23 protein-coding genes and 1 pseudogene are annotated in these 26,606 nt (G+C 72.8%); 8 read left to right on the plus strand and 16 right to left on the minus strand.

The genetic code is table 11. The annotated features are described in order from the left end of the window. The first annotated feature begins 208 nt into the window (after positions 1-208). From SPI96_RS03625 to SPI96_RS03635, 3 genes are all read left to right on the plus strand, one after another. Positions 209-1,360, plus strand: coding sequence for a hypothetical protein (locus SPI96_RS03625; protein ID WP_321081006.1), 1,152 nt, complete (start codon positions 209-211; stop codon positions 1,358-1,360). Positions 1,361-1,521: 161 nt separating this feature from the next. Next, positions 1,522-2,493: a trimeric intracellular cation channel family protein gene (locus SPI96_RS03630; RefSeq protein WP_321081007.1), complete on the plus strand. Its 972-nt coding sequence runs from the start codon at positions 1,522-1,524 to the stop codon at positions 2,491-2,493. A gap of 19 nt (positions 2,494-2,512) precedes the next feature. After that, positions 2,513-4,066, plus strand: a complete 1,554-nt coding sequence (locus tag SPI96_RS03635) for a DUF1846 domain-containing protein (protein ID WP_321081008.1) — start codon at positions 2,513-2,515, stop codon at positions 4,064-4,066. A gap of 128 nt (positions 4,067-4,194) precedes the next feature. On the opposite strand, the gene SPI96_RS03640 is transcribed toward SPI96_RS03635, so the two are convergent. Beyond that, positions 4,195-5,136, minus strand: coding sequence for an HNH endonuclease (locus SPI96_RS03640; RefSeq protein WP_321081009.1), 942 nt, complete (start codon positions 5,134-5,136; stop codon positions 4,195-4,197). A 65-nt stretch (positions 5,137-5,201) separates the two neighbouring features. Further along, positions 5,202-6,296, minus strand: a pseudogene (locus SPI96_RS03645) (S66 family peptidase). A 267-nt stretch (positions 6,297-6,563) separates the two neighbouring features. Here SPI96_RS03645 and SPI96_RS03650 point away from each other — a divergent pair. Next, positions 6,564-7,403 (plus strand): DUF3800 domain-containing protein, encoded by an 840-nt coding sequence (locus SPI96_RS03650; RefSeq protein ID WP_321081010.1) that lies wholly within the window; start codon positions 6,564-6,566, stop codon positions 7,401-7,403. Between the two features lie 93 nt (positions 7,404-7,496). Here SPI96_RS03650 and SPI96_RS03655 read toward each other — a convergent pair whose 3' ends face one another. The 9 genes from SPI96_RS03655 to SPI96_RS03695 all read right to left on the minus strand — a co-directional run bounded on the left by SPI96_RS03655 (position 7,497) and on the right by SPI96_RS03695 (position 15,302). Further along, complete coding sequence (locus SPI96_RS03655) at positions 7,497-8,552, minus strand: hypothetical protein (protein WP_321081011.1); 1,056 nt, start codon at positions 8,550-8,552, stop codon at positions 7,497-7,499. Then, complete coding sequence (locus SPI96_RS03660; RefSeq protein WP_321081012.1) at positions 8,552-9,589, minus strand: hypothetical protein; 1,038 nt, start codon at positions 9,587-9,589, stop codon at positions 8,552-8,554. Before SPI96_RS03660 ends, SPI96_RS03655 begins: the two co-directional genes overlap by 1 nt. Beyond that, entirely contained in the window at positions 9,586-9,987 is a 402-nt protein-coding gene (locus SPI96_RS03665; protein WP_321081013.1) for a PadR family transcriptional regulator, read from the minus strand. The genes SPI96_RS03660 and SPI96_RS03665 overlap by 4 nt, the downstream gene beginning before the upstream one ends. Positions 9,988-10,078: 91 nt before the next feature. Then, the gene (locus tag SPI96_RS03670; RefSeq protein WP_321081014.1) at positions 10,079-10,516 is read right to left on the minus strand and encodes a hypothetical protein; all 438 of its coding nucleotides are present in this window, start codon (positions 10,514-10,516) and stop codon (positions 10,079-10,081) included. An 87-nt stretch (positions 10,517-10,603) separates the two neighbouring features. After that, positions 10,604-11,239, minus strand: a complete 636-nt coding sequence (locus SPI96_RS03675; RefSeq protein WP_321081015.1) for an energy-coupling factor transporter transmembrane component T — start codon at positions 11,237-11,239, stop codon at positions 10,604-10,606. Then, the gene (locus tag SPI96_RS03680) at positions 11,239-11,988 is read right to left on the minus strand and encodes an ABC transporter ATP-binding protein (RefSeq protein WP_321081016.1); all 750 of its coding nucleotides are present in this window, start codon (positions 11,986-11,988) and stop codon (positions 11,239-11,241) included. Before SPI96_RS03680 ends, SPI96_RS03675 begins: the two co-directional genes overlap by 1 nt. A gap of 1 nt (position 11,989) precedes the next feature. Next, the gene (locus SPI96_RS03685; protein WP_321081017.1) at positions 11,990-13,261 is read right to left on the minus strand and encodes a thiolase C-terminal domain-containing protein; all 1,272 of its coding nucleotides are present in this window, start codon (positions 13,259-13,261) and stop codon (positions 11,990-11,992) included. Further along, complete coding sequence (locus tag SPI96_RS03690) at positions 13,258-14,589, minus strand: fatty acid--CoA ligase family protein (protein ID WP_321081018.1); 1,332 nt, start codon at positions 14,587-14,589, stop codon at positions 13,258-13,260. Before SPI96_RS03690 ends, SPI96_RS03685 begins: the two co-directional genes overlap by 4 nt. Positions 14,590-14,600: 11 nt before the next feature. Beyond that, a complete protein-coding gene (locus SPI96_RS03695) occupies positions 14,601-15,302 on the minus strand; it encodes a biotin transporter BioY (RefSeq protein ID WP_321081019.1) in 702 nt (233 codons plus the stop codon). Between the two features lie 344 nt (positions 15,303-15,646). On the opposite strand from SPI96_RS03695, the gene SPI96_RS03700 reads away from it, so the two are divergent. Then, a complete protein-coding gene (locus tag SPI96_RS03700) occupies positions 15,647-17,482 on the plus strand; it encodes an ABC-F family ATP-binding cassette domain-containing protein (protein WP_321081020.1) in 1,836 nt (611 codons plus the stop codon). A gap of 65 nt (positions 17,483-17,547) precedes the next feature. On the opposite strand, the gene SPI96_RS03705 is transcribed toward SPI96_RS03700, so the two are convergent. The 3 genes from SPI96_RS03705 to SPI96_RS03715 form a co-directional block, all read right to left on the minus strand. After that, positions 17,548-18,000: a hypothetical protein gene (locus SPI96_RS03705; RefSeq protein WP_414601902.1), complete on the minus strand. Its 453-nt coding sequence runs from the start codon at positions 17,998-18,000 to the stop codon at positions 17,548-17,550. A 185-nt stretch (positions 18,001-18,185) separates the two neighbouring features. Next, complete coding sequence (locus SPI96_RS03710) at positions 18,186-19,724, minus strand: hypothetical protein (RefSeq protein ID WP_321081022.1); 1,539 nt, start codon at positions 19,722-19,724, stop codon at positions 18,186-18,188. Positions 19,725-19,933: 209 nt separating this feature from the next. After that, complete coding sequence (locus SPI96_RS03715) at positions 19,934-20,647, minus strand: YdhK family protein (protein ID WP_321081023.1); 714 nt, start codon at positions 20,645-20,647, stop codon at positions 19,934-19,936. A 213-nt stretch (positions 20,648-20,860) separates the two neighbouring features. Here SPI96_RS03715 and SPI96_RS03720 point away from each other — a divergent pair, with 213 nt between their 5' ends. Further along, positions 20,861-21,265, plus strand: a complete 405-nt coding sequence (locus SPI96_RS03720; protein ID WP_321081024.1) for an NUDIX domain-containing protein — start codon at positions 20,861-20,863, stop codon at positions 21,263-21,265. 124 nt (positions 21,266-21,389) lie between these two features. Here SPI96_RS03720 and SPI96_RS03725 read toward each other — a convergent pair whose 3' ends face one another. Together SPI96_RS03725 and trxA are read right to left on the minus strand one after the other, a co-directional pair. Next, positions 21,390-24,767: a DEAD/DEAH box helicase gene (locus tag SPI96_RS03725; protein WP_321081025.1), complete on the minus strand. Its 3,378-nt coding sequence runs from the start codon at positions 24,765-24,767 to the stop codon at positions 21,390-21,392. 160 nt (positions 24,768-24,927) lie between these two features. Next, entirely contained in the window at positions 24,928-25,341 is a 414-nt protein-coding gene (gene trxA, locus SPI96_RS03730; protein ID WP_321081026.1) for a thioredoxin, read from the minus strand. Between the two features lie 143 nt (positions 25,342-25,484). Here trxA and aroQ point away from each other — a divergent pair, with 143 nt between their 5' ends. After that, positions 25,485-25,931, plus strand: coding sequence for a type II 3-dehydroquinate dehydratase (gene aroQ, locus SPI96_RS03735; RefSeq protein WP_321081027.1), 447 nt, complete (start codon positions 25,485-25,487; stop codon positions 25,929-25,931). Between the two features lie 90 nt (positions 25,932-26,021). Beyond that, on the plus strand, positions 26,022-26,504 hold the full coding sequence (locus tag SPI96_RS03740; protein WP_321081028.1) for a pyridoxamine 5'-phosphate oxidase family protein: 483 nt from the start codon (positions 26,022-26,024) through the stop codon (positions 26,502-26,504). Positions 26,505-26,606: the final 102 nt, after the last annotated feature.

The raw sequence follows: 26,606 nt of genomic DNA on the forward strand, positions 1-26,606 counted from the left end.
CGTCGAGGTCTCCCGGCGGCGCCCGCACGGCGTTCCGAGGCAGGTCGGCGGCCCCTCCGCGGCCCGGTGCGGGGCGGCATCACGAACCGGGCACGGATCCGTGAAGGTTCTGCCATGGTGCTGGCCGGGGCATGGAAGCGGGTGGAGACTGTCAACGCGAACTGCCACCCGGCACCCCTCGCATCCGCAGTGCCCCCAGGAGAACCTGATGCCCTCTCGTCCCTCGTCCCGCCGCGCCCTGACCGCCGTCCTCCCCGCCGCCGTGCTGATCGGCGGTCTGGGCCTCGCCTCCCCTGCCCTCGCTGTGCCTGCCCCCACCGACGACGGCCAGACCGCCGGGTACTTCGTGGTCGGCGACTCCTCCACGGTCCGCTTCTACACGGAGCACGCGGTGCAGGAGGCCACCGTCACCGTGGCCCCGTACACGGTCTCCCCGGACTCCCCCGAGGGCTTCTACGCCGGCCAGGCCGGCACCCCCACCACCGTGGACTCCTCCTACGACGCCGAGCTCGAGCGGGGCGCTGTGGACCTCGTGGCCCAGCGCCGCGTCCTGGGTGAGGCGGGCACCGGGTATGTCGCCTTCTCCCTGGATGTGGACGGCCGGCCCGCCGCGCAGATCATTGTGGGCCCGGACGCGAACCTTGCCGACGCCACCGGCGGCGAGATCCTCCGCGTGATGGGTCCGCAGGAGTACAGCACCGCGGACCGTCCGACCGTGGACCACCGCACCCTGCTCGCCGCCCCGGGTTCCCGCATGGTGTACCTGCAGGGCAACGCCGAGGGTGACGCCCCCGGCAACGCCTCCCTGACGGTGGTGACCGCCCCCGTGCACGGCCGGCTGGTGTCCGTGCCTGCCCAGGGCACCCCCCAGGTCTCAGATCCGTCCGGGGGCCAGGACCGTTTCGGCTCCACCGTGTACGTGGCAGATGCCGGCTTCACGGGCACCGACCAGGCCGTCTTCCAGGTGGCTGACGACACCACGGGCCAGGTCAAGACCCTCGTGGTGACCTATGCGATCGGTGACCAGCGCGCCGACGACATGCCCCTGGACCCGGAGGCCGGCGGCCTGCCCTTCGACGAGTCCGTGGTGTGGGCGCTGCTGCCAGCCGACGCCGGCTCCTCAGCCTCCCCGACGGCCGCGCCCTCCGCGTCCGAGCCGGCCCAGCCGAGCACCACGGCCGCCCCCGCCGCGCAGCCGACCGCTCCCGCTCCGAGCGCCTCGGAGACCACGGGTGAGCACGCCGTCCCGGAGAGGGTGCAGACCGGCCCTGAGCCGGTCTCCGGCTGGACCCTCCTGCTGCTGGGGGCCGCCGGCGTCGGCCTGTTCGCGGCGGCTCGGCACCTGATTCGCCGGGCCTGAGGCTCCCCCAGCACGCCTCAGAGGCCTGCACACCGCAGAGGCCGGCACGTCTCAGCGGCCTGTGTGCCCGGCGGGCCTGGGAGAATGGCTCCGGCCCGCGCCCGGCGGGCCCTGACCCCACGGGCCGGGCAGGTGCCTGGCCCCGCAGCTGAAGGAGCCCGGTGGATCTGCAGTCGTTCCTCTCGAGCCTGGCGGACCTGCCCTGGTTCGTCACGGCATTGGACCTCGTGGGCATCTTCTTCTTCGCGGTGTCGGGGGCGCTGCTGGCCGCCCGCAAGGACTTCGACTTCGTCGGCTCGTTGACGTTGTCCGTGCTGGCCGGCCTGGGCGGGGGCTTCACCCGGGACATCCTGCTGGACCGGGGTGTGCCGGCGTCGTTGGAGAACCCGCTGTACCTGGCGCCGCCGGCGCTGGTGTCCCTGCTGGTGTACGTGAAGGCGCTGCACCCGAACCGACTGAACCTGACCATCACCGTGTTCGACGCCGCCGGGCTCGCCCTGTTCGCGGTGTCCGGTGTGATGATCGCCCACGGGATGGGGCTGCACCCGGTGTCCGTGGTGGTGGTCGCCTCGGTGGCGGCTCTGGGCGGCGGGGTGCTGCGGGACATCGTGGCGAACGAGGTGCCCTCGATCTTCGACCCCCGCGGCATCTACGTGGTGCCGGCGGTGCTGGGGGCGGCTCTGGCGGAGTTCGCGGCCACGCATGGGGGCCTCAATGCGCTCTCGGGCACGCTGATCGCCGCACTGATCTTCACGGTGCGCATGGTGGCGTACAGGCGCGGGTGGCGGTTCGTGGGCGCGGACATCTCCCAGGACGCCGAGTCCTTGGCCCGGCTGCGGCGGCTGGCCCGCCAGGCGCAGGTGGCGGCCGCGCGCCGGGCCGTGCCCATCCGTGGCAGGGGCACCCGTCTGCGGGCCGGGCGCCGGGACCGGGGCCCGGCGGCGTTCGGGCCGCGGGAGGAGTTCGAGGACCAGGTGGTGGTGGAGGACTACAACCCGGACACGCAGGCGATCACGGTGGTGGACCCGGCCTCGCACCAGTCGGTGACGCTGCACCCGGCGACGGGCGTCATGGATGTCACGGACATCCGCACCGGGCGCACCCGCTCCTTCGACGAGCCTGAGGAGGGGTGAACGGGTAGGCTGGAGGTCCATGACCGGCACCGCTGACAGCTCCCGCACCATGGCCCCCGAGAACGCCCCCGCGCCGCGGGCGAGCCGCCCGATCGGTTTCGACCGGGAGCGGTACATCGAGCTGCAGTCCCAGCACATCCAGGAGCGCCGCCGTCAGATCGGCGGCAAGCTCTACCTGGAGATGGGCGGCAAGCTCTTCGACGACTTCCATGCCTCCCGTGTGCTGCCCGGGTTCGCCCCGGACAACAAGATCGCGATGCTGGACCGCATCAAGGACGAGACCGAGATCCTGGTGTGCTTCAACGCGAAGGACCTGGAGCGGAACAAGGTCCGCGCGGATCTGGGCATCACGTACGAGGAGGACGTGCTGCGCCTCGTGGACGTGTTCCGGGAGCGCGGCTTCCTCGTGGAGCATGTGGTGGTGACCCAGCTGGAGGATTCCAACCACCTGGCCCTGGCGTTCCTGGACAAGCTTGAGCGGCTTGGCCTGCGCGTGGCCCGGCACCGGATGATCCCCGGGTACCCGCACGCGATGGCGACGATCGTCTCGGAGCAGGGCTTCGGCCGGAACGAGTGGTCGGAGACCACGCGGGACCTCGTCGTCGTGACGGCGCCGGGCCCGGGCTCCGGCAAGCTGGCCACCTGCCTGAGCCAGGTGTACCACGACCGGCAGCGGGGCATCCCGGCCGGCTACGCGAAGTTCGAGACCTTCCCCATCTGGAACCTGCCGCTCGAGCACCCCGTGAACGCCGCCTACGAGGCCGCCACGGTGGACCTGGACGACATCAACCTGATTGACCCGTTCCACCTGGCTGCCTACGGGGAGCATGTGACCTCCTACAACCGGGATGTGGAGGTGTTCCCGCTGCTGTCCGCGCTGCTGGAGAAGGTGACGGGTGAGTCTCCGTACAAGTCCCCCACGGACATGGGCGTGAACATGGCTGGCGCGGCGATTGTGGACGACGCGGTGTGCCGGCGGGCGGCCGAGCAGGAGATCGTGCGCCGTTACTACAAGGCGCAGGTGAAGGAGGCCATCGAGGGCGCGGACAGCACCGAGTCCGAGCGGGTGGCGCTGGTGATGTCCAAGCTGGGGCTGACCTCTGAGGATCGCCCCGTGGTGGGCGCGGCGCAGCTGGTGGCCGAGCGTACCGGGGAGCCGGGGGCCGCCGTCGAGCTGGCGGACGGCACCCTGGTGACGGGCAAGACCTCCGAGCTGCTGGGCTGCTCGGCGGCGATGCTGCTGAACGCGCTGAAGGTGCTGGCCGGCATCGAGGACGGGGTGCACCTGCTCTCCCCTGCGGCGATCGAGCCGATCCAGACGCTCAAGACCGTGCACCTGGGGTCGAGGAACCCGCGCCTGCACACGGACGAGGTGCTGATCGCACTGTCCGTATCCGCCGCGACCGACGCGAACGCACGCCGCGCGATGGACTCCCTGGCCGAGCTGGCCGGCTGTGACGTACACACGACGACGATCCTCGGCTCCGTGGACGAGGGCATCTTCCGCTCCCTGGGCATGCTGGTGACGAGCGACCCGGTGTTCCAGAAGAAGGGCCTGTACCGCAAGCGCTGACCCCCAGCACTTCCGTTCGAGAAACGGGAGGTGCCGGGAACACTCCCGTTCGAGAAACGGGAGATCCACCGGACGCTTCCGTTCGGGAAACGAGACGATGGGAGGGACCGCATGACGAGCGAGACCCCTCAGGCCACGTCCGCCACCGTCGCCGTGAGGAAGCGTTCGTATGCCCAGGCGAGCTTCTCGTTGTCGGGCCGGTCCCGCCGCGCCTTGGGCACCATCATGAGCGGCTTGCCGTGCAAGTCCTGGAGGCCGTGGCGCAGCATCGGGCCGTCCACCTCATCGAGAAGGTCTTGGCGAATCTCGACGACGGGCGTGCGGGCGGTCGGACGAATCCCCAGGAACCGCCGGTCGAACGCCGCATGGTGAATCTTGCACAGAGCCATGCCGTTGCCGACGGTCGGAGTACCCAGCTCGTGATTGTCGCCCACGATGTGTGCCGCATCCAGCAGCTCAGGATGCGCCAGGTTGCACACCGCGCAGTGGTTTTCGTAAGCCAGCAGCACGGTGGAGCGGAATACCGGCTGATGCAACCGCACCTTCGTCTGGCGCATGAGATAACGCTTGAGGGCAGGAACCGCCAGCCCCTCGTCAAACTCCTCCACGGCGAAATCTTCATCCGCCACCGGGGCCATGACGAACTGCTGATGCTCGGGTTCCTCAGCGAGCAGGTAGACAGGTGCCACCACCTGGTACTCCGGCGGCTTCCCACCAATGCCGATGAACCAGATGATGGGCAGTCTCAACTGCATGGCCCGCCGAAGCCCCACATTCTCGGCATGCTGCGGATTATCCCCACGCCACTTGTAGCGGATCAGTCCGTCGGCGCCGACTTCGTCCTCATAGGGACGCTTTTGCCCGGGTGCGCGATAGGTCGTCACGATGGACAACGTCGCCTCGAAGCCCCGCGGCTTCCAGATTCCCTGCATCGACGGGATCAGCCGGAACGGGCCGCCCTCCCACCGAAACTCCGCGATGTCGTCCCGCGTCAAGGGGATCTGACGGTCGAAGCTGCGCTGCTCCAACCACGTGATTGCCGCGTGCCGCAGACCCAACGGTTCGGCCATGACACCCCCTTGTTTGCTGGGGCCTCACTCACTGGCCGCCTCCTGGACCGCAGGCTATCAACACCTCACCCGTACTCCGCCCACACCCGCCGCTCCACACCGTCCACGGTCATCACCCCGCCGTGCGGGAGGATCCACTGCGGCCGGGTGTGGCCGAACGGCACCCCCACGCACACCACCGCGTCCGGGTTGTACGTCGCCACGGTCTCCACGACGACGTCCGCCTGCTCCATACGCAGGCGCGCCCGCTCGTCCGCCTCACGCGGGACTTCGAAGGAGCTCGTGGGCGGGCGGGCCGCCAGCACGGCGTCCACGGCGCCGAGCACCCCGCGCTCCCCCAGGATGCGCAGCAGCCTCCGCACCTCCCCGGCCGAGGGCAGCTCCTCGCTCGTCTCGATCAGCAGCACGCCGCCTTCCAGCGCCGCTACATCCGCAGGCCCGCGCCCGGCAGCCATCACCCACGGCAGCACCTCGAGGCACCCTCCCCACGTCCGGCCGGTCACCGCGCGCTGCGGCCCGGCCCAACGCCACGGCGAGGCGCCCTCGCCGAGGCCGCCTGCGCCGTCGTCGTGCGGGCCCGGCACCGGCTCCCGCTCGCCGAACTCGCTCAGCGCCCGCGGGTCCAGCCAATCCACGCCGTGGTCCTCGGACTCTCCGGGCTCCGTGATCTCCAGCCGCTCCCCCGTGAGCAGCGCCGCCCGCAGGGATGCGGCGTGCACCGCATCCACCGTCGGCCCTGGCCCCAGGTGCACCTGCGTGGACCCGCCGTAGAAGCTCTGCACGCCGTTGCCCCACAGCCACTGGTGCAGGTTGGTGTTGTCGCTTTAGCCCAGGAACGGCTTGGGGTCCCGTCGGACGGCGTCGGCGTCCAGGTGGCCGATCACCGTGATTTGGTCCTCCCCGCCCACGCTCGCCAGCACCGCGCGGACCTGCGGGTCCGCGAACGCCGCGTTCAGGTCCCGCGCCCGGGCCTCGGGGCTGGCCCCGAGCTGCCGCGTGGTCGGGTACTCAACCGGCACCAGTCCGGTCACCTCGGTCAGTCGGCGCATCGCCTGCTCGTGCACGGCGGGCGCAAACCCAGGGGCCGCGAACGACGGCGACACCACCGCGACCCGGTCACCGGGCCGGGCCTTGGGCGGGGAGAGGAGAGGGCGTTCCATGTCGGCACCTTACTCACCGGCCACCCTCCGCCGCCCCCGCCAGCAGGCGTTCGAAGCGCCTCTCGTCCCTCTCCTCCTTCAGGTTCACCGTCTCCACGGCCATGCCGCGATGCAGCCCTTCAACGAGCGGCAACTGGGGCCACGGCCGGCGCTGGTTGTCAGGTAGACACATGGGTGACATCATGGATACGCGTCTCTGACGCATCAGTCGTGCCCAGCACGGCGAGTCCTACGGCCACCCTTGGGTGGCCGTAGTTGTATGGAGACATGGTCCACATGTGCTTCATCGACGAGTCCGGCGACGCCGCTGTCTGCAGTCCTGAGCACCCCGACGCCCCTCCAGTCTTCGTTCTCGCAGGCGTCACCGTGCCGGCTGACAAGGCGAAGTCGTTGACCTGGGGGTTCCTCCAGCTGAAGAAGGCCTTCGAGCCGAGCCTGGCCAGAGTGCAGTTCAGCGATCTGGTGCGGCATGAGATCAAGGGAGCCACGCTCCGCAAGGACCTGCGTGCGTCGGGGCGCAAGCGCCGCCGTCGCGCCGTGGGCATCCTGGACAAGACCCTGTCGCTCCTGGAAGCGAACGACTGCCTCCTCGCCGGCAAGGTCATCGTCAAGGAGACCGGGCGGCCCGTGAACGACACCTCCGTCTACGCGAAAGCCGTCCAGCATCTGGCAACAACGCTGGAAGCTTCCCTGGCGGCTTCCGGCACCGAAGGGATCCTCGTCCTGGACTCCCGCACCAAGGTGAAGAACGAAGGCAACGTCCACTCCATCACCACCCAGCGGTTCCGCACCGGCGGGGATGCCTTCCCGCACCTGCTGGAGGCACCCGTGTTCGGCCACAGCGACACCCACGTGCCACTTCAGATCGCCGATCTCGTGGCCAGCGCGCTCATCTTCCCGCTCGCCTGCCACGTCTACTGCGCAGAGCACACCTGGTGCCGGCATGTGGACGGCGCTGAGCACTTCGGGGCTCTTCGGGAACGCTTCGGGAGCCGGTTGCAGAACCTCGAGTACCGGTACATCGATCGCACGGGCCGGCGCGTCGGCGGGTTCCACGTCGAGGACCACCATGACCATCAGCCGACCCACCTGCTGTTCCGCCCGTGAACACACGCCCGGTGCCCCACAGGCGGGGTGCTCAGCGCGCATGCCGGCACAGCCACCCCCGGCGGGCCGGACGCCGGTCACCTCACCGCGCCGTCACCGCGTCACCGCGCCGCCACGCCTCCGCTCCCACCACGCGAGCAGCGGGAACAGCACCCCTCCGGCCACGGTCCACCACCCGGGGCCGTCACCCGGGGTGACCAGCTCCACCACCAGCTTCCCCACCCAGTACACGGCCACGGCGGTCAGCAGGATCCCCTGCCAGCGCATCGCTCGGTCCCGGTCCGGGCGGAACCGGGCGGCGTAGTCCTGCAGGGTGCCGAATTCCTCGGCCAGCGGACGGCCGGAGGCGGCCGCGTGCGCCCGGGCCTCGTCGGCGATCCCCTGGGCCCGCGCGTCGCCGTAGCTCAGCCGGCTGCGCAGGAGGCCGGCCACGGAGGACGCCCAGGCGTCGTCGTCCAGCGGCGCCGCGCCTCCGGCCGTCTCCCGCCCGCTCTGCTTCACCAACGTCCAGAACCCGAGCGCACCGAGACCCAGATGGCCGGCGACGACGGCCACCCACCACAGCGCGGAGCCCTCGAAGGCCGTCTGCGCGGACAGCCACGGCAGCAGCCAGGCCAGGCCGAACACCAGGGGCAGCACCACCGCCGCCGTCGCTGCCCCGGCACGCACGGTGGTCCACCGCTCCACGAACCTCTGCCAGGAGACGACCACCGTGGACATCAGCAGGCCCAGCAGCAGCGGCACCAGCAGCACGTCCCAGCTGAAGGCCTGCCTCCACCCGTCGGTGAACCCGAACACCAGTGCGACCGGGACGGAGAGGGCCGCGGCGAAGATCAGCCCGAACCCGGGGATCCCCCGCCAGGAGTAGGTGGGGGCGACGTCCTGCACCGGCTCCCCCGCTGCGCTCGCCTCCGCCGCGCGATCCCGCGCCCACTCCACGGCCGGACCGAACAGCTCCTCCGGCCCCTGCCCCGTGCTCTCGACGACGGCCAACGCCTCGGTCAGCTCACGCACCATGATCTCCTCCCGGACATCGTCCAGCAGGAAGCGGCCCACGGCCGTCGAGGCCCACTCGGAGTCCTCCGGAACGCCTCGGGCGTCGGCGAAGCGGTCGATCAGTTCCGGCAGCGGGGGTTCACGGCGGGTCATCACTGTCTTCCTTCATCAGTCCGGCCTGCGGCCGCGCGACGCACGCCCACCCAGGCGAGGACCGCAACCGCCACGGCACCGGCGGTCACCAGCCAGTGCCACCACTGGGCCTCACCCCTCGGCACGAGGACGCCGGCCATGGCGCCCACCACCGCAGCCGCTGCGACGGTGGTGAGCGCCGCCGTCATGCGCGCCCGATGGACGCGGTCCCGCGGCACCCGCGCGGCGTAGGACGCCGGGGAGCCGAACTCCTCGGCCAGGCTCGCACCGGCCTCGGCGGCGTGCGCGCGGGCCTCGGCCACCAGCTCATCCACCCGGTGCTCGGGCACGTCCGCCCGGGAGCGGAGCAGGAACGCGAGCCGGGCCGCCCATTCCTCGTCGGTGGCCGGTGTGGCCCCCTGATCCGCGTCCCGCTCCGGGATCACCCGGGCGGCCACCCCGGACAGCACGCCGCACACCGCGGCGACGCCGAGCCACACGAAGGAGCTAACGCCCGAGGCGAGCCCGGCATCGCCGAGGCCCAGCATGAGCAGGGCCAGGGCCGCGAGCAGCGCGCCGGCCAGGCAGACCGCCGCACCGGCGGCCGCCACCATGGGCACGTGCCGCTGCAGCCGCTCCCACGCCCACAGCACGCCCATTCCACCCACGCCGACCACCAGCGGCACCAGCAGCACGCCGAGGGAGAGGTCTGTGGTGAGTCCGTCCTTCAGGATGGTGAGCACGAAGGCCAGCAACGCCCCCGCACCGGCCAGGACCAGGCCCACCGTCAGCACATCCGCGCCGGTGGTGATGCGCGCATCCGTCAGGGGCTCACCGGCCTCGGCAGCATCCGCACACGCCCGCGCGGCCCACTCCTGGGGTGCACCGAAGAGCTCATCCGGATCCTCCTGGGACTGCACGACGACGGCCCGCGCCTCCGCCAGCAGGCGGCGGCGATGGGCCGGGGCGACCTCCTCGGCGGCCAGCGCGGCGTCGGCCGCGCGGAGCCAGTCGGCCTCGGCCGCACGGGCGGCGACCAGAGCGGTGGTGTCCTTCATCGGGCGACCTCCTGGGGAACGGAAGCGGTCAGGGTCTCTGCGGCGGCGCCGTCGGCCCCTGCACCCAGCCCCGCGAGCGCGGCGCCGAGGGCCTGGAAGGAGGCGACGGCGTCGGCGTACTCGGCGCGGCCGGCGTCGGTGAGGGCGTAGTCCTTGCGGCCGGGGCCGGCCTGGCCCTCGACCCAGTGGGAGGTGATGTGCCCGGCCTCCTCGAGGCGCGCGAGCACGGGGTAGAGCGAGCCGCCGCGGAGCGTGCCGAAGCCGCGGGCGGCGAGGGTCTGGGCGATCCCGTAGCCGTGCAGCGGTCCGCCCATGAGTGCGCCGAGGATCGCCGGCTCCAGCGCGGCGCGCACCCAGGCCGAGGGCCAGGGCGCAGCGGTTGGGACGTCGTCGCTCATGTACCTAGATATAACACGTACCTAGGTACGGGGACACCCCTGAGCGGATCAATCCCCCCAGGGTCAGTACCGCAGGGTCAGTGCCCCAGGATCAGCCCTCCACAGGGCCCGGGTGGGCCGCGGTGTCCTCCGCGCCGCCCGGGATGTGCAGCCACAGGCCCAGCAGCACAGCCGTCAGGATGCCCAGGATCACCCCGCCCACGGGCGAACCCTGCGTGAACATGCCGACCAGCAGGGCCACGAGGCCACCGGCCACCACCTGGGTGAGCTTGGGGCCCTCGTACTCCGGCAGCCACGGCTTCAGCAGGGACCCGCCACCCCGCACCTGGGCCTTGAACAGGGGTGCGGCCCACACGCCGGCCAGCAGCGCCACGGACCCTATGAGCGCGGCGACGAACGCGCCCACCCCGTTGCCACCTGCGGCCACCATGCGTGCGGTCAGGGTGAGCGTGAGCACCACGAGCACCCCCAGGGAGGCGAGGCGGGCGGGCGTGGGACGGAAGAAGGAGGACTCGGACACGTCGGTCATGCCCACATCCTCACACGCGAACGGCGCGGCCGCGCCTGATCAGCGCCCGCACCCGGCGGGCCGGCACGGCGGCGCAGCGGCACCCGTCTACTCGATGCCGCGGGCGGCGAGGGCGTCGCCGACGTCGTCCGCGTGCTTGAAGGTGAGCACCATCAGCGGCAGCACCCACGCCCACGGCGCCATCTTCACCCCCCGGCTGGCCTGGGCCTGCCGGATCTGCTCGGCCAGGGCCCGCAGGTGCCCGATGGAGGAGAGCACCAGACCCATCGCCAGGCCCACCCGCTCCGGGCGGACCCCCGCCCGCGCCAGCGCCGGGCCGAGCACGGGGATCCGCACCACCGGGGTGAGGATCGCCTCGGCGACGCCGGCCATCGCCGAGATCCGCGTGGTGCGGGTGAGCACCTGCGCGGAGAGCACCAGGCCCAGCACCCGCGCCACCATCAGGGCCGCCGAGGCCAGATCCGTGAAGACCCACTGCGCCACGAACAGCAGCGCGTAGAACAGCCACAGCGCCCGCAGGTCCGCCACGAGCATCCCCGCTCCGCGGCGCAGCCCGAACCCCACAAGGTATGCCGCGAGCGCCCCGGCGACGGCGGCACCGGCCGTCCACGGGGACAGCGGCAGCACCGTCAGGGTCAGCACCCAGAGGGCGAACACGGCCGTCTTGGGGCCGGCGGGTGTGCGGTGCAGGGGTGAGTGCCCGTCCACGTAGAGGGAGAGCATCAGGCGAGCTCCTCCGCCACGGCCTCCTCGAGGAAGGCCTCGTAGGCGTCCACCACCTCCGGGGCCGGGCCGGTGCGTTCCACCTGCCCGCCGTGGATCCACACGGCCTGGTCGCAGGCCCGGGCGAGGGGGAGGTCATGGGTGACGAGCAGCAGCTGGAAGCCGTCTGCGGCCAGGAGCCGGTCCGCGATGATCCGCCGGTGGCGGCCGTCCAGCAGGGAGGTGGGTTCGTCGGCCACCACGAGCGAGGGGTTGGCGGACATCACCGCGCACATGGCCAGGCGCTGCGCCTGCCCGGAGGACAGGGACAGGCAGGCCCGGTCCGCGAGCGCGGTGAGCCGGTGCTCGGCCAGGGCGGCGTCCACGCGCGCGGTGACCTCCTGCGCGCTGAGGCGGCGGCCGGTGCCATCCTTGAGGGACCTCACGGTGAGGGCGACGTCCTCCCGGACGGTGGGCATCACGGCTTGCGCGGCCGGGTTGGCGAACACCATCCCGACGACGCGGCGCAGCCCCTTGACGTCCCGGACGGCGTCCACGCCGTGCACGGTGATCTCCCCGGTGGGCACGTCCGCGAGGCCGGCGACGGCGCGGGCGAGCGTGGACTTGCCGGAGCCGTTCTCCCCCACCACGGCCACGCGCGGGGCGGTGAGGTCCAGGTCCACGCCGTCCAGCAGCACGGCCTCCCCTGTGGGCCCGGAGGCGGTGACCTGCACTCCGCGCAGGGTCACGGCCCTCTCGGCTGTGCTCATCTCACGTCACCTCCAGCAGCATCGTCATCCCGAGTCCTCCGGCCACCGCGCAGGCGACCACGGCCCGCTCGCCGGGGGCCTGGTCCTGCAGCCGGTGCACGGCCCGCACCACCGCGGCCGCCCCCGAGGCGCCCCAGGGGTGGCCGAGGGCGAGCGCCCCGCCGGCCGCGTTCACGCGCGGGTCCACACCCCAGCGGTCCGTGTCGGCGGCCCCGCCGGCGGCCGTCAGGCCGAGCCGGTCCAGAGTGGCGAGCGCCTGCACAGCGTAGGCCTCCACCACCTCGACCACGGCCACCTCCGCGAGCGTCCAGCCCGCAGCGGCCAGGGCCCGCTGCACCGCGGCCACGGGGGCCAGGCCGGGCAGGGCCGGGTCCGCGCCGGTGATCTCCGCCCCGACGATCCGCACGGGCCGCAGGGCGGGGGTGTGGGCGGAGGGTGGTGCGGGGGCGCATGTGAGCGGGGCGGAGGGCGGTGCGGGCGGGGCACCTGAGGGCCCGGCGTCGCCGGGCAGGCCCGGCAGTCCGGGCTGGTCCGGGCGACCGGGCACCACGAGCACGGCGGCGGCCCCGTCGGCGATCCGGGCGGCGGTGCCACCCGTGACGGCGGTGGCCGGGTCGGCGTCGGGGTGGACGGGGGTGAAGCGGGCCAGGGCGCGCGCGTCGAGGCGGCGCGGGCCGTCGTCGTCGGGGGCGGGGGCGGGGTCCGCGCCCGGGCAGGCGGGCACCCGTTCGGCGCGGCGCAGCGCGGCGGCGTCCAGGGCGAGGGTGTGCGAGCGCGCGGCGAAGGCCTCCTGCCGGGGCCGGTCGATGCCGGTGAGCGCGGCCAGGGCGTCGGCGGCGGCGGTCATGCCCGGGTCCGGCCACCCGGCCGGGACCATGGGCGCCTGCGTGTAGGGCACCCCGTCCCGCGAACGGACCGGGGCCGTGGAGGGCGACTCCACCCCGCCGCCGATGCACGCCCGCCCCGTGAACGCCGCATGCTGGGCCGCCTGCAGCACCCCCGCCAGGCCCGCCCCGCACTGGGCGTCCACGGTCCAGCCGGGGGTTTGCTCCCCCAGCCCGGCCGCGAGCGCGGCGATCCGCCCCGGGTTCCCGCCCGGGCCGGTGCAGTTGCCCAGCACGACGGCGGCCACGGAGGTGGGGGCGTCCGCGGCGACGGCGGCGACGGGACCAGCCGCCAACGCGCCGACGTCCAGGTGCCCCTGGGCGCGGGAACGGCCCGTGACAGCCGTGCGGGCGGCCGCGGTGATCCACAGCGGGGGCAGGGCCGTCATCGGGCGGACTCCGTGGAGGGGCCGGTGCCCGAGTCCGGGGCGATGCCGGGAGCAGAGGCCACGCCCGCGTCCGGGGCGAGACGGCGCACCTTGCCGCTGCCGGTGCGCTCGAGCCGGTCCACCAGGTGCCAGCGGCGCGGCCTGGCGGCCGGGGGCAAGTGACGGCGGGCGTGCTCCTGCAGCACAGCGAGCACCTCCTCCCCGGACGGCCCCTGCCTTCCCGGGAACGGCTCCACGTAGGCGACCACGAGGCTGCCCAGGCGTGGGGCGGGCCGGCCGAGCACGAGCACCGCGGAGCAGGCGCCGGCCCGCAGCAGCTCGGCCTCCACCTCGGCCGGGATCACGGTGGCGCCCCCGGTGAGGATCGCATCGTCCGCGCGGCCGCGCAGGTGCAGGACGCCGCCGTCGTCGATCTCGGCGCGGTCCCCGGTGCACAGCCAGCCGTCCGGGCTCCAGCGCGGGGTGCCGCTTGCCAGGACGGTGGCGTCCGGCTCGGCCGTCTGCTCCGAGCGCACGTGCAGCACGCCCGCGCGCACCTCCAGTCGGACGTCCGGCAGCGGGCGCAGGCCCGTCCCGTCCGGGTCCACGGCCACGAAGCTGGCCTCCGCGGAACCGTAGTAGTGGACCACCCGCACCCCCAGCCCGGCCGCCCGCTCCCGCAGACCCGCCGGCAGGCGGTCCCCTCCGACGAGAGCGGCCCGCAGGGCGGGGGCTGTGGAGGTAGCCGGGGCGACGGGGTCGGGGCCTGTCTCGGCGCGGGCCTCGATGAGGTCACAGAGATCCTCGAGCTGCGAGGGCGTGCAGTGCACCGCCGTCACCGCCTCAAGGTCCTCCGCCCGCAGCCGGGCCCGGCCCGGCACCCGCAGCTCGGCCCCCGTGCGGGCGCACAGGTCCGCCGCGTTCACAGCCATCGAGGAGACCGGATGCACCGGCACCAGCAGCCGATCCCCCGGCCGCAGCCCCAGCCAGCGCGCAGCATGCCGATGCCCGACCTCCCACGAGGAGGCCGTGCGCAGCACCACCCGCGGCCGGCCGGTGGACCCGGAAGTGAACGCGGCCCAGGCCACCTGCGCCGCCCTGCCGGGGTGGTCGGCCGTCAGGTCCGCGAGCAGCTGCTCGGCATGGGCCACGGAGGCCTGCCAGTGCTCCTCGGACCAGCGCTCATCCCCCACCAGCGGCACCCGGCCCGAGGCCCGGGCCTCGAGGGCGCGGTGCAGCACCGCCGCATGGTCGCCACCGCGCAGCGGGGCCAGACGGGAGGCGAGCTGGGAGGTGGGCCGGGGCGCGGAGGCCGGGGCGCCGTCGTCGTGCCGGGTGGGGCCGGGCATGGCGGCGGCACTCACCGGAAGGCGCGCGGGTAGGCCTTCCACAGGCCGGCGGCGATCAGCGCACCGAGGACCACCTTGGTGAGGTCACCCGGCACGAAGGCCAGCATCGAGGTGGCGGCCGCACCCCAGGTCATGCCCGCGACGCCCACGAAGCCAAGGATGCCGCCGAGGTACACCACCACGATGCTGCCGACCAGGCCCGCCACGAGCGCCGCCACGAACACACGGCCGGCGGTGGTGCCCGGACGCACCCGGCCGGTCATGGCCCAGAAGATCAGACCGATGACGGCGGCCGCCACGGTGAAGCTGAGGATGAACCCCACCGAGGGGCCGGCGAACACGCCGAGACCGCCGCGGCCACCCGTGAGCAGGGGCAGGCCGAGCGCCACGAGCCCGGTGAACAGGGCCATGGACGCGGCACCGCGCCACGGGCCGAGGATGACGCCGGCCAGGATCACCGCGAGGTTCTGCAGCACGATCGGCGCCGGGATGCCCGCCACCGGGATCGGCGGGGCCATGCCCAGCACCGCCATGAAGGCGGCCATCACCGCGATCTTGGCGAGCGAGGCGCCCGGAGAGGAGCCGCGCACGGGGCGGCGGTCGCCGTCGTGGGGGGCGGGAGTGCGCGGGGCGCGGTCCTGCGAGGCGTGACCGTTGGGGGTGGGCTGGCCGACCGGCTGGCCGGCGGCGGGCTGGGGCGAGGCGGAGCTCATACGGGGTCTCCCGAGACGAGGGCACTGCGCGTGTGCGGCGCAGAGCGATTGAACAGTGTTCAGGAGTCTAGCGGAGGCGCTTCCGCGCCCGGTCATGTGTCGGCGTGCAGCCTCCCACACTGTCGAGATGCAGCGAAGAGTTCCAAAACGCGCCAATTTGATTCATACGCTGTCGAGATGCAGCGAAGATTTCTTAGACGCGCCTCTATGTTTCAACTGCCCCGCGACGCCTCGGTGTGCTAGCGTGCCGCCATGCGTTCTTGATCCGTCGCCGTCCCGTGTCCGAGGCCCCTGCCCGGCGGGAATCCCCTGGGCCCCTCTCGGCCCATGGACCGAGGATCACCATGACCGCAAAGAACTCGCTGGCCTCTGCGCACCTGCGCGTCGACGGCATCTCCCTCTCCTACGGTGACCGCCGCGTCCTCACCGACGTGAGCTTCACCGTCCCCGCCACCGGCCCCGTCGGCCTCATCGGGGAGAACGGCTCCGGCAAGTCCTCCCTGCTGCGCGTGATTGCCGGACTCACCGATCCCGACGCCGGCACCGTCACCGCGATAGCGCCCGGCGGCCCCGCCCGCATCGGCCTGCTCCACCAGGAGCCGCCGTTCCATGCCTCCGCCACCGTGGCCGAAGCGCTCGAGGATGCGATCGCCCCGACCAGGCGGGCGGCGGCCGACGTCGACCATGCTGCCGCCGCGCTGGCGGACGCCCCCGAGGACGCTGCCGCCCTGGCCGACGCCTACGCCCGCGCCCTGGACATAGCTGAACGGCTCCGGGTCTGGGACGTCGACGCCCGCGTGGACGCGATGCTCCACGGCCTGGGCCTGGCGACCCTGCCCCGTGACCGGCCCACCGGTGCACTCTCCGGCGGGCAGCGCTCCCGCCTCTCCCTTGCCTGGCTGCTGCTATCTCAGCCGGACGTGCTCCTGCTCGACGAGCCGACCAACCACCTGGACGATGCCGCCACCGCCCACCTGTGCGCGGTGCTGGCCGACTGGCACGGCCCCGTGCTGCTGGCCAGCCACGACCGCGCCTTCCTCGACGAGGCCGTCACCTCCCTCATCGACCTCGACCCCTCGCCCATCCCCCACGCGGTGACCGGACCGCTGATCGGAGACGGCACGGGCACCGGCATCGGCGTCACCCGCTTCTCCGGCACCTACACCCACTACCTGCACGCCCGCCTCGACGCCCGCGAACGCTGGGAGAGGCAATACCGCGAGGAACAGGAGGAACTGCGACGCCTCGCTGTCCAGGTCGAGCGCGACCAGAGCGTCGGCAACCCGTCCCGCGGCGCACCCAGTGAAGTGCGCAAGGCCAAGAAGTTCTACGCGGACCGCAACGCCAAGGTCATCTCCCGCCGCGTCAACAACGCCCGCAGCCGACTGGAAGAGCTCCAGCAGACGCAGATCCGCAAACCTCCCCGGGAGCTCCACTTCGCGGGACTGACCGCGGTCGCCGGTGCCGGCGCCTCCGTCTCGGACGGGTCGATGCAGCCTGCGGGACTGACTCTCGCCGCAGTTCGGGTGGCCGTCACCGGCCGGCTGGCCCCGACCTCCTTGACCGTCGGGCCCGGGGAGAAGTGGCTGATCACCGGACCGAACGGGTCCGGCAAGTCCACCCTGCTCGCGTTGCTCGCCGGGTCCCTCACCCCCGACGCTGGCACCATCACCCGACCGCGCGGCCTGCGCACCGGACTGCTCACCCAGGAAGTGGTCCTGGCTGACCCCAGACGGCGAGGTCCGGGCCGCACGGCGCGGCGGGCCTACCAGGATCTCGTCGGCCTCGACCTGGCAAACCGGGTGCCGCTCTCCACGTTCGGACTACTTGAACCCCGGGATGAGGACCGGCCGGTGGATGTTCTCAGCGTGGGCCAGCGTCGTCGCCTGGCACTGGCCGCCCTCCTCGCGGACCCGCCAGACGTGTTGTTGCTGGATGAGCCCACCAACCACCTGTCCCTCCTGCTGGCGACCCAGCTGGAAGCGATGATCCCGGACTACCCCGGCGCCGTCGTCGTCGCCTCGCACGACCGGTGGCTGCGCCGAACTTGGCACGGCGGCACGCTTGAGCTCGACGCGCCGGAAGTCGGGTCTGCCACGCCACCACCCGACGGGGGTCAGCCCCGACTCGCACGAGAGCGACGGCGGTGGCCTGGTGGGGTAGCAGGACCTGGCTGCTGAGGCAGGCTCCGATCGCCCGAGGCGCTCTCGTGTCCGGAGAAGGCCGAGGGCCAAACCCGCCGACCTCAGGGCCGAGCGCTGCTTTCCTTCGGGAGCCCTCTGATGAATGTCTGGACGACAGGCTGGATGGGCGTTGGCTCTGCAGTGACCACCTGACGGAAAAGCAAGCCGTCCACGAGAGCCAACAGCTCCCGGGCCCGTCCGGAGGCGTCGTGGATGTCGAGCCGGCCCAGCGCGTCCCCGGCCAGGCTGAGGACGGCCTCGCGGACGCCTGCCGGCCCGCTCAGCGTGGACCAGGCCGGATCTTCGGGTGAGAGCTCGAGCAGCAGTGCATACCGGGCCCGCTGGGTCGGCACATCCTCCGCCATCACCTGCGCCAGGTCTGCGACCTGTGCCGCGACGACGTCGATCGCTTCATCACGCCTCTCCGGGAGTCGGCCGGGGTCTAGGTGTACTGACCGGAAACGTTGGTGGCACCGCGGGCGGTCTAGGGCTACTTTTCGCAGACCCCGCTGAATGTCTTGCTCTGTGAAGAGTTCACCGCGTGTCCCATGAAATCTTCACTGCATCTCGACACACACGCACAGGACCGACGGTCCCTCGCAGAACCGACGCGGTTCGCGTCGGTCCCGTGAAGAAACCGTCGGTCCTGTGAGCCGGAGACGTCCCGGCGCTCAACCGTCGGTCAGGGCATCAGCCCCGATCAGTGGGTGTGGCCAGCCTCGCCCTCGTGCTCGTGACCCTCGGCCTCGTGCTCGTGCTCGTGGCCCTCGGCGCCGTCCGCGTGATCGTGGCCCTCGTGGCCGTGAGCGTCCTCGGCGGCGTGCTCACCGGCGCCCTTCGGGGCCTCCTCGTACCCGGTCACCACGGCCATCTCGACCGGGGCGAACGGAAGGTCGACCTCCTTGACGACCTTCCCAGCCTTGAGGTCCACGGTCACGAGCTTCTTGTTCTCGGCGTCCGTGACGTAGGCGGTCTCACCGGCCACCTTGAGGATCGGGCCCGGCTCCTGCCACTCGGCCTTCTCCTTCCAGGCGGCGATCGCGGGGATCTCGGCGGTGATCTTGCCGGTCTCCTCGTCGATCACGGTGACGTCGCCGTCGTAGGTCAGGACCACGGCGGAGCCGTCCTCGGCGCGCCCGAGGGAGCGGAACCAGTAGGAGGAGTCCAGCTGCACGGTGGTGATGCTGCCCTTGTGGGCGTCGATGAGGTCGACGGCGGTGGGACGCTCGGTCTCCTCGCCCTCAGCCTTCTTGCCCTCCACCTTGCGGTCACCCAGGACCACCGGGGAGGTCTCGATGCCGGCGAGGTTGCCGTTGCGGTAGTAGTCGCCCTGCACGGGGACCTTGTGGAACTTGCCGTCGCGGTAGATCACGGGGCCGTTCTCGCAGCCGAGCACCACCACGTCGGTGCCGTCGTGCGGGGCCGCGGCGGCCTCACCGTGGACGCCCGGGCACTCCTTGGTCTCCGCGAGGACCTTGCCGGAGTCGGCCTCGAGCACCTGCACGGTGTTGCGGCCCTCCTCGTTGCCCTGGGTGGTCAGCAGGTTGCCGTCGGAGAGCTCGAGGGCCACACCGTGGTGGGCCTCCTCGGTGCGGTGCTCGTCCACGACCGGCGCGAGGTCCGGCACGGCCTTGTCCAGGTGGTCGGAGGTGAAGGTGGAGATCTCGCCGGTGCCGTCCGCGAAGAGGGTGGTGCGGCCGTTGTGCACCACCACGTGGCCGGGCTTGTCGCCGGGGAAGGTCACGCCGGTCATGCCGGGGTCGGACTCGTAGTAGTGGTGGTGGTCGCCGTGGACCTGCGCGTTGATGCCGGCGCTGTAGATCTCCCAGCCGTTCTCGGTGGTGACGAACACGTCCTTGCCGCTGCCGGCGTTGTTCAGGCGCTTGAAGCCGCCGAGCTTCTGCTCGTGGATGATCTTGCCGGTGGCGGGGTCCACGAGGGAGAGGCCCTCGTCGTGGGAGAACAGCACACGCGGGCTCACGCTGGAGACCTCGGTGGTCTTGGTGGGGTCCACGCGGTCCGCCTCGGAGACCGAGGAGGCGGCGGTGGCCTCAGCACCCGAGCCCTGGGACTGCGACGCGGCGGACTCCGTGGTGGAGGCGGGGGCCGTCGTCGTGCTGGGCGCGTTCTCCGGGCCGTTGCCGGCGCAGGCGGTGAGGGCGAGGGCGGCGGCCGCGAGCGTGCCGGTGAAGCCGAGCACGGCGCGGGCGGAGCGACGCTGGGGGGCGGGATGGGGCATGGAGGGGCCTCTCTAGTGAGAATCGTGTGCGATAACCCAAACGGTAGTCGTATTGCAAACGCTTCGCAAAAGATGACGTCGGAGGCGCGATGACCTGCCGGCCTCCGCCCCCACGCGGATCCGATGCAGAAACGACCCCTCTGGAGCCCTCGGCGGGCCTCAGAAGGGTCGTTCTCGCAGTGGATCGGCAGACCTGCCCGACCTCCCACTCAGCCCGCGGGCTGCAGCTCGCTCTCCACCACCCACTTGTGGTTCCGCATCTGCATGCCGTCGGCCGTGTAGTCCACCATGTAGACGGGCTCGGTGGTCGAGGAGTCCACAGTGCCCTGCGCGCCGTGCATGCCGGCCATGTGATCGGCCTCGATGGTCACCTCCGCGCCATCGGCCAGCGCTCGCGGGGGCAGCTGCGCGCCGTCCGGGGTGCGCAGCTCCTCCTGCACCACCCACTTGTGGTCCTCCACCTCGGGGCCGCCGTCGGTGGGGGTGTAGGTCACCGCGTAGGTGACGGTGTCGAACGCGCCGACCACGGTGGCGGTGGCCCCATCCATCCCGGGCATGTGGTCCGCCGCGAGCGTGACCTCCGTGCCCACCGGGTACTCGGGCGACTCCGCCGTGCGGATGCCAGCCGGGGCAGGGCCGCCGTCGGCAGGGTGGTCCGCGTGCGCATGGCCGTGGCCCTCATGGCCCGCCGACGACGACGCCGCACCCTCCTCCGCGGACGAGGTCGCCGTGGCCGTGGGGGCGGCAGGCTCCGCAGCGGTGGTGGCCGCGGCAGTGCCCTCGGCGGGGGCGGGCGCCTCCTGCGGCGCGGCGCAGCCGGCAGCCAGCAGCACGGCCGCCGAGAGCGGGGCGAGAGCACGCAGACGGGCGCGGCGGGCGCGATCGGTGGAGCGCAGGGGGTTCTGGGTGTCGGTCGTGTCCATGTCCACGACTGTCCCCTCGGACACGCCGAGGTTCAAGGCCTGCCGCGCCGGGGACCCGTTTCCGCCCGCGGGCCGCTTGCGGCAGGATGCCTCGCAGACCCACCGCTCCGAGAGGACCCCCATGCCCCTCCTGCTCCCCGACCGCCCACCCCTGCCCCGCGCGAGAGCCGAGGCGGGCCCGCGCGTCGCCGTCGGGATCGGCAGGCCGGGCGCATGAGCGGGGCGCGCACCATCGTGGTCAGTGCTGTCGTGCTCCGGGACGACGCCGGGCGGGTCCTCACCGTGCGCAAGCGCGGCACCGAGCGGTTCATGTTCCCCGGCGGCAAGCCCGAGCCCGGGGAGAGCGCGGCGGAGGCCGCCGTGCGTGAGGCGGCCGAGGAGGTCGGGGCGGGGCTCGACGTCGGCGCGCTGCAGCTGCTCGGGGTGTTCGAGACAGCCGCGGCCAACGAGCCGGGCTACACGGTGCGGGCCACGGTGTTCGCGCACCCGCCCGTGGAGGTCGGCGCGGCGGCGGCCGAGATCGCCGAGCTGCGCTGGCTGGACCCGGCCGGCCCGCTGCCCGAGGACCTCGCCCCACTGCTGCGGGAGGCGGTGCTGCCCCGGCTCGCAGAGGGGTGAGCGCGGTGGGTGGGAGGCGGGGTGAGCGCGGCGAACCTCCCGTTTCCTGAACGGAACCGCCCCGGGAACCTCCCATTTCTCGCACCGGAGCGCCCGGCGAACCTCCCATTTCTCGAACGGAAGTTCAGGCGTCGGTGGAGAGGAGGGCGCGGATGTCGTCAGCGGTGAGGGACTCGGTGAAGGCCCCGGCACCGGAGTCGTCGGACTCGTCCACGAGCGCGCCGAACAGCTCAGCCTTGCGCCGCTGCAGCTCGAGCACCTTCTCCTCGATCGTCCCCTCGGCCACCATCCGGTAGACCATCACGGTGCGCTCCTGGCCGATCCGGTGCGCCCGGTCCACGGCCTGGGCCTCCGCCGCCGGGTTCCACCACGGGTCCATCAGGAACACGTAGTCCGCCTCGGTGAGGGTCAGCCCGAACCCGCCAGCCTTCAGCGAGATCAGGAACACGGGGGCCTCGCCCTGCCGGAACCCCTCGATCACCTCGGACCGGTTCCGGGTGGAGCCGTCCAGGTAGGCGTGCTCCACCTCCATGGCCTCCAACTCCTCGGCCACCACGCGCAGGAAGCTCGTGAACTGGCTGAACACGATCACCCGGTGCCCCTCACGCAGCACCTCCGTGAGGTCGTCCAGGAAGCGCTCCAGCTTGGAGCTGGGCACCGAGGCGTACTCCTCATCCACGATCCTCGGGGCCAGGGCGAGCATCCGCAGCAGCGTGAGGGACTTGAAGATCGTGAAGCGGTTGCCGTCCATGTCCCCGAGCAGCCCGAGCACCTTGCGCCGCTCGCGGGCGAGCACGCGGTCGTACACCTTGCGGTGGCTGGCCTCGAGCTCCACCCGCAGCACCTGTTCCTGCTTGGGCGGCAGGTCCTTGGCCACGAGCTCCTTGGACCGGCGCAGCATGAACGGGCGCACCCGCCGCCGCAGGGCCGCCATGCGCCCGGGGTCCTCCCCGTTCTCGATGGGGTTCACATAGGCCTCACGGAAGCGCCGGTGGCTGGGGAACAGCCCGGGCACCACCACATCCAGCAGGGCCCAGAGGTCCGTGAGGGAGTTCTCCAGCGGGGTGCCCGTGATGGCCAGGCGGAACGGGGCCTGCAGGTCCCGGGCCACGGTGTGCACCTTCGAGGTGCGGTTCTTCAGGAACTGGGCCTCGTCCAGCACCACACCGCCCCACTCCATGGGGCCGTGCTGGGCGGCGTCGATCCGCAGCAGCGTGTAGGAGGTGACCACCACGTCCGCGCCCGCGGCCTCCTCGGCCACCGTGGTGCCGCGGCGGCGGGTGGTGGTGTCCAGCACGCGCACGTCCAGGCCGGGGGTGAAGGTGGCCGCCTCGGAGGCCCACACGGACACCACCGACGACGGCGCCACCACCAGGAACGGCGGGGCCGCCGGGTCCTCGGCGCGGGCATGGGCGATGAGCGCGAGGGTCTGGACGGTCTTGCCCAGGCCCATGTCGTCGGCCAGGATCCCGCCGAGCCGCTGGTGGTACAGGAAGGACAGCCAGCGCAGCCCCTCCTGCTGGTAGGGGCGCAGGGTGGCCAGCAGCCCGGGCACCTCGGGGGCCGGGGGCAGGGACTCCACCCGGGCCAGGCGGCCCACGGCCTCGGTCCAGGCCGGGTCCTCGTCGACGTCGTCGGCGATCTCCTTGAGCTCCTCCCAGAAGCCCACCTGGTGACGGGAGAGCTCGGTGTTCTCCGGGGTCCACTCCTGCAGGGTGGCCGCCTCGGAGAGCAGGGCGCGCAGCCGGTCGAACGCGGGGTGGTCGAGGCCGAGCCAGGTGCCGTCGGCGAGCATCAGGGTGGTCTCCCCGCGCACGAGCGCGGTGAACAGCTCCACGAACGGCAGCACGTGCCCGTCCACGGACACCTGCACGCCGAGGTCGAACCAGTCGTTGCGGGCCGGCGTGGTGGACACCTCGATCCGGGGCGCGGCGGTGAGCTCCCGGTAGTCGGGGCGGTCGCCGTGCACGTCCACGCGCAGATGGTCCACCTGCTGCAGCCGCGGCAGCACCGACTCGGAGAACCGGGCCGCCCCCACCCCGGTGAGTTCCTGCTCCTCGGCGCGGCCGGCCCGCGGCCACACCTCGGCGGCGGCACGCAGCACGGCGTCCTCGTGGCGGGGGTCCCGGAGGGCGTCCGGGTCCGTGAGGCCGAGCTCGCGGGGCGGGTCGAAGTACAGCCAGGACCAGCGCAGCACCAGGCGGTGGTCGGGGCGGAAGTCCGCCTGCAGGCGCAGCACGGGCGGCTCGAACTCGGGCAGCTCCACGGAGCCGTCCGCGCTGGCCACCTCCAGGGTGCCGCGCAGCCTCGGGTACACCCGGCCCAGGAACTCCTCCCGGTCCGCGGCGGGCACCCGCACGGGTGCGCCGGCCAGCACCATGCGCTGCACGGCCTCCGGCACGGTCCGCGCGGAGGGCACCAGGTGCAGGGTCCAGGTGGCGTCGTCCTCCTCGACCACCCGGTAGAACCCGATGGACCCGACGGCGTGCACCCGCCCGCCCGGCTCCGCGGGGGTGAGGGAGGGGGCCACCTCGAGGGCGCCGTCCTCGGCCCGGGCCACGTCCAGGCCCACGCTCACCGGGGGGTCCAGGACGACGTCCCCGAGCACACCCAGGGGCACCAGCTCGACGCCGGCCTCCCGGGCCTCGGCCAGCAGCTGCCAGATGCGGGGCGAGTCGAAGGCGTGCAGGCCGATCCAGGCGTCCGTGGGGTAGGAGTCCTCGGCCTGCAGCTGCCGCCACACCAGGCGCAGGGCACGCTCCTGGGCGGGCTCGTACTCGGCGCGGGGGAACTGGAAGGCGCGCCAGGTGAGCCCGCCCTTGATCCAGGACCCCTTGGCGCCGCGGCGCAGGGGGCGCAGCACCACGTACAGGGGCCGCTCCTCCCGCAGGTGTTCCTCGCCGGCGGGGGCCGGGCCCCACTGCTGGTACACGTTCCGGGAGGACTCGGCCACGAGCTCCACCCCGATGGCCAGCGGCGGCGGTGAGGCCTGGCGGCGGGGGGCGTCCATGCCGGCGAGGGGTTCGAGCACGCTGCGCCAGGCGACGTCGTCCCCGGGGCCCTCGGTGCGCCCGCCCGGGCTGGGGTGCACCCCGGTGGGGCTCTGGAGGGTGTCGGCGGTGGTGACCATGTCCGCGAGGGCGCGGCGGGCGTGGTCCAGGGCACCGTCCGCGTCCCGGCGGACCACCTCGTAGAGGGCGGCGGCCACATGCTTGCAGTCCTCGCCCACGGGGCAGGTGCAGCGCCCGGCGGTGGGCTCCATGAGGGGTTCGCCCTCGGGGCCGAAGGCGTCCTGGAGGCGCACCTTCAGCCGGTACGGCTGGGGTGCGGTGCCCTGGACGGCGGCGGTCAGGCGCAAGGTGTCGGCGTTGTAGGCCAGGCGTTGCACGCCGCCGCGGGCGGCGATGTCGAAGCCGCGCTCGGCGCTTGTGGCCCCCACGAGGGCGCGGATCGCATCGGTGCGCAGATGCGGGAGTGGATCACCGGAATCGCCCATGGCCATGAGGGGCATTGTCCCACGGCGGCACGGACGGGTGGAAACCGGGGGCCGACGCCGTCCGGGTGGAGCCGATCGCCATCCGGGGCGTGCTGTAGTCCCTGGCCCAGGCGTGCGCCCTGCCTGCGCCGGTGCGGGAGGTGACCCCGCTGCTGCCGGACTTCCGTTACCGGGCGGGAGTGTCGGCGTCGTTCTGGGAGCCCTGGGCCGGGGCGTCCTGGCCGCCCTGCTCCTCGGCCATGCGGCGGACCTCCTCGATGTCCAGGCCCTTGACCTGCCCGATCAGCTGGTCCAGGGCGGGCCCGGGCAGGGCGCCGGCCTGGGAGAACACGAGCACGCCGCCACGGAACGCCATGAGCGTGGGGATCGAGGTGATCCCGGCCATCGCGGCGAGCTGCTGCTGATCCTCGGTGTCCACCTTCGCGAACACCACGTCCTCGTGCTGCTCCGAGGCGGCCTCGAACACGGGGGCGAACTGGCGGCACGGGCCGCACCAGCCAGCCCAGAAGTCCACGAGGACGGTGTCGTTCTCGGCGACGGTCTCGCCGAACTTCTCGAGGGTGAGGTCGGTGGTGGCCATGTCGGCTCCTTCAGGGGTTGGGGGCGCCGCGCCCGCGGTGCGCGGGCCGGCGTCGTTCGCCTGCCACAACGACGCCGGCCAGGCGGCTATTCCGCAGGACGCACCGCAGGGGCCGCATGGGCACGCATGCGTAGGCTGGCGGCATGAGCACCCCCCTGCCCCTGCTGGTCCTCAATGGGCCGAACCTGAACCTGCTCGGCACGCGCGAACCGGAGACCTACGGCTCGCAGACCCTCGAGGACGTCCGCGCCCTCACCGAGGCCGCCGCCGCCGAGCGTAGGCTCACCGTGGACTTCCGGCAGTCCAACCACGAGGGCGACCTCGTGGACTGGATCCAGCAGGCCCGCACCTCCCACGCCGGGATCCTCATCAACCCGGCCGCCTACACCCACACCTCCGTGGCGATCCGGGACGCCCTCGCCGCCGTGGATGTGCCGATCGTGGAGGTGCACCTGTCCAACATCCACCGGCGGGAGCCGTTCCGGCACCACTCCCACGTGTCCGCGGTGGCGGATGTGGTGATCGCCGGGGCCGGCGCCACCGGGTACGCGCTCGGTGTGGCCTGGCTGGCCGAGCGACTGTCGGCCTGACCTGGCCTGCTCCGCCGCCGGACGTTAGCGTCGAGGGCATCGGGCCCACCGTTCCCGGCGGGCACGCCCCGACCCCAGAGGAGGCCGCAGATGGCTGAGCAGGATCCCCGCACGCAGGTGCTGGAGAAGGTGGAGAAGGCCGGTGTGGTCATGCTGACCACCGCCGAGCAGGACGGCACGCTCGTCTCCCGGCCCATGGGCGTGCAGCAGGTGGAGCAGGAGACCGGCGTGATCTGGTTCCTCACCCGCGCCGCCGCCGATGCCGCCCAGGACGCCGACGGCCGCCCGGTCAACGTGACCGTGGCCGAGAAGGGCTTCTGGGCGTCCGTGGCCGGCACCGGCACGGTCATCCGGGACGAGGCCCGCAAGAAGGAGTACTGGAGCCCCGCCTCCGAGGCGTTCTTCGGCGAGGGCGCCTCGCCCGAGGACCCGCAGATCGTGTTGGTGCGGGTCCAGGCCGAGTCCGCCGAGTACTGGGCCTCCGGGGCGGCATCCACCCTGGTGGAGATCGTCAAGGCCAAGGTCACCGGCGGGACGGCCCGCCCGGGCGAGCACGAGACCGTGCAGTTCTGAGGCGTGGGCGCTCAGCGCCCCACCCCACCCACGACGGCGGCGACGCCCCCTGCGCACGGGGGCGTCGCCGTCGTCATGTACGGGGCCTCATGCCCCGGGGTG

The organism is Micrococcus sp. (assembly GCF_034179925.1).
Lineage (GTDB): Bacteria > Actinomycetota > Actinomycetes > Actinomycetales > Micrococcaceae > Micrococcus.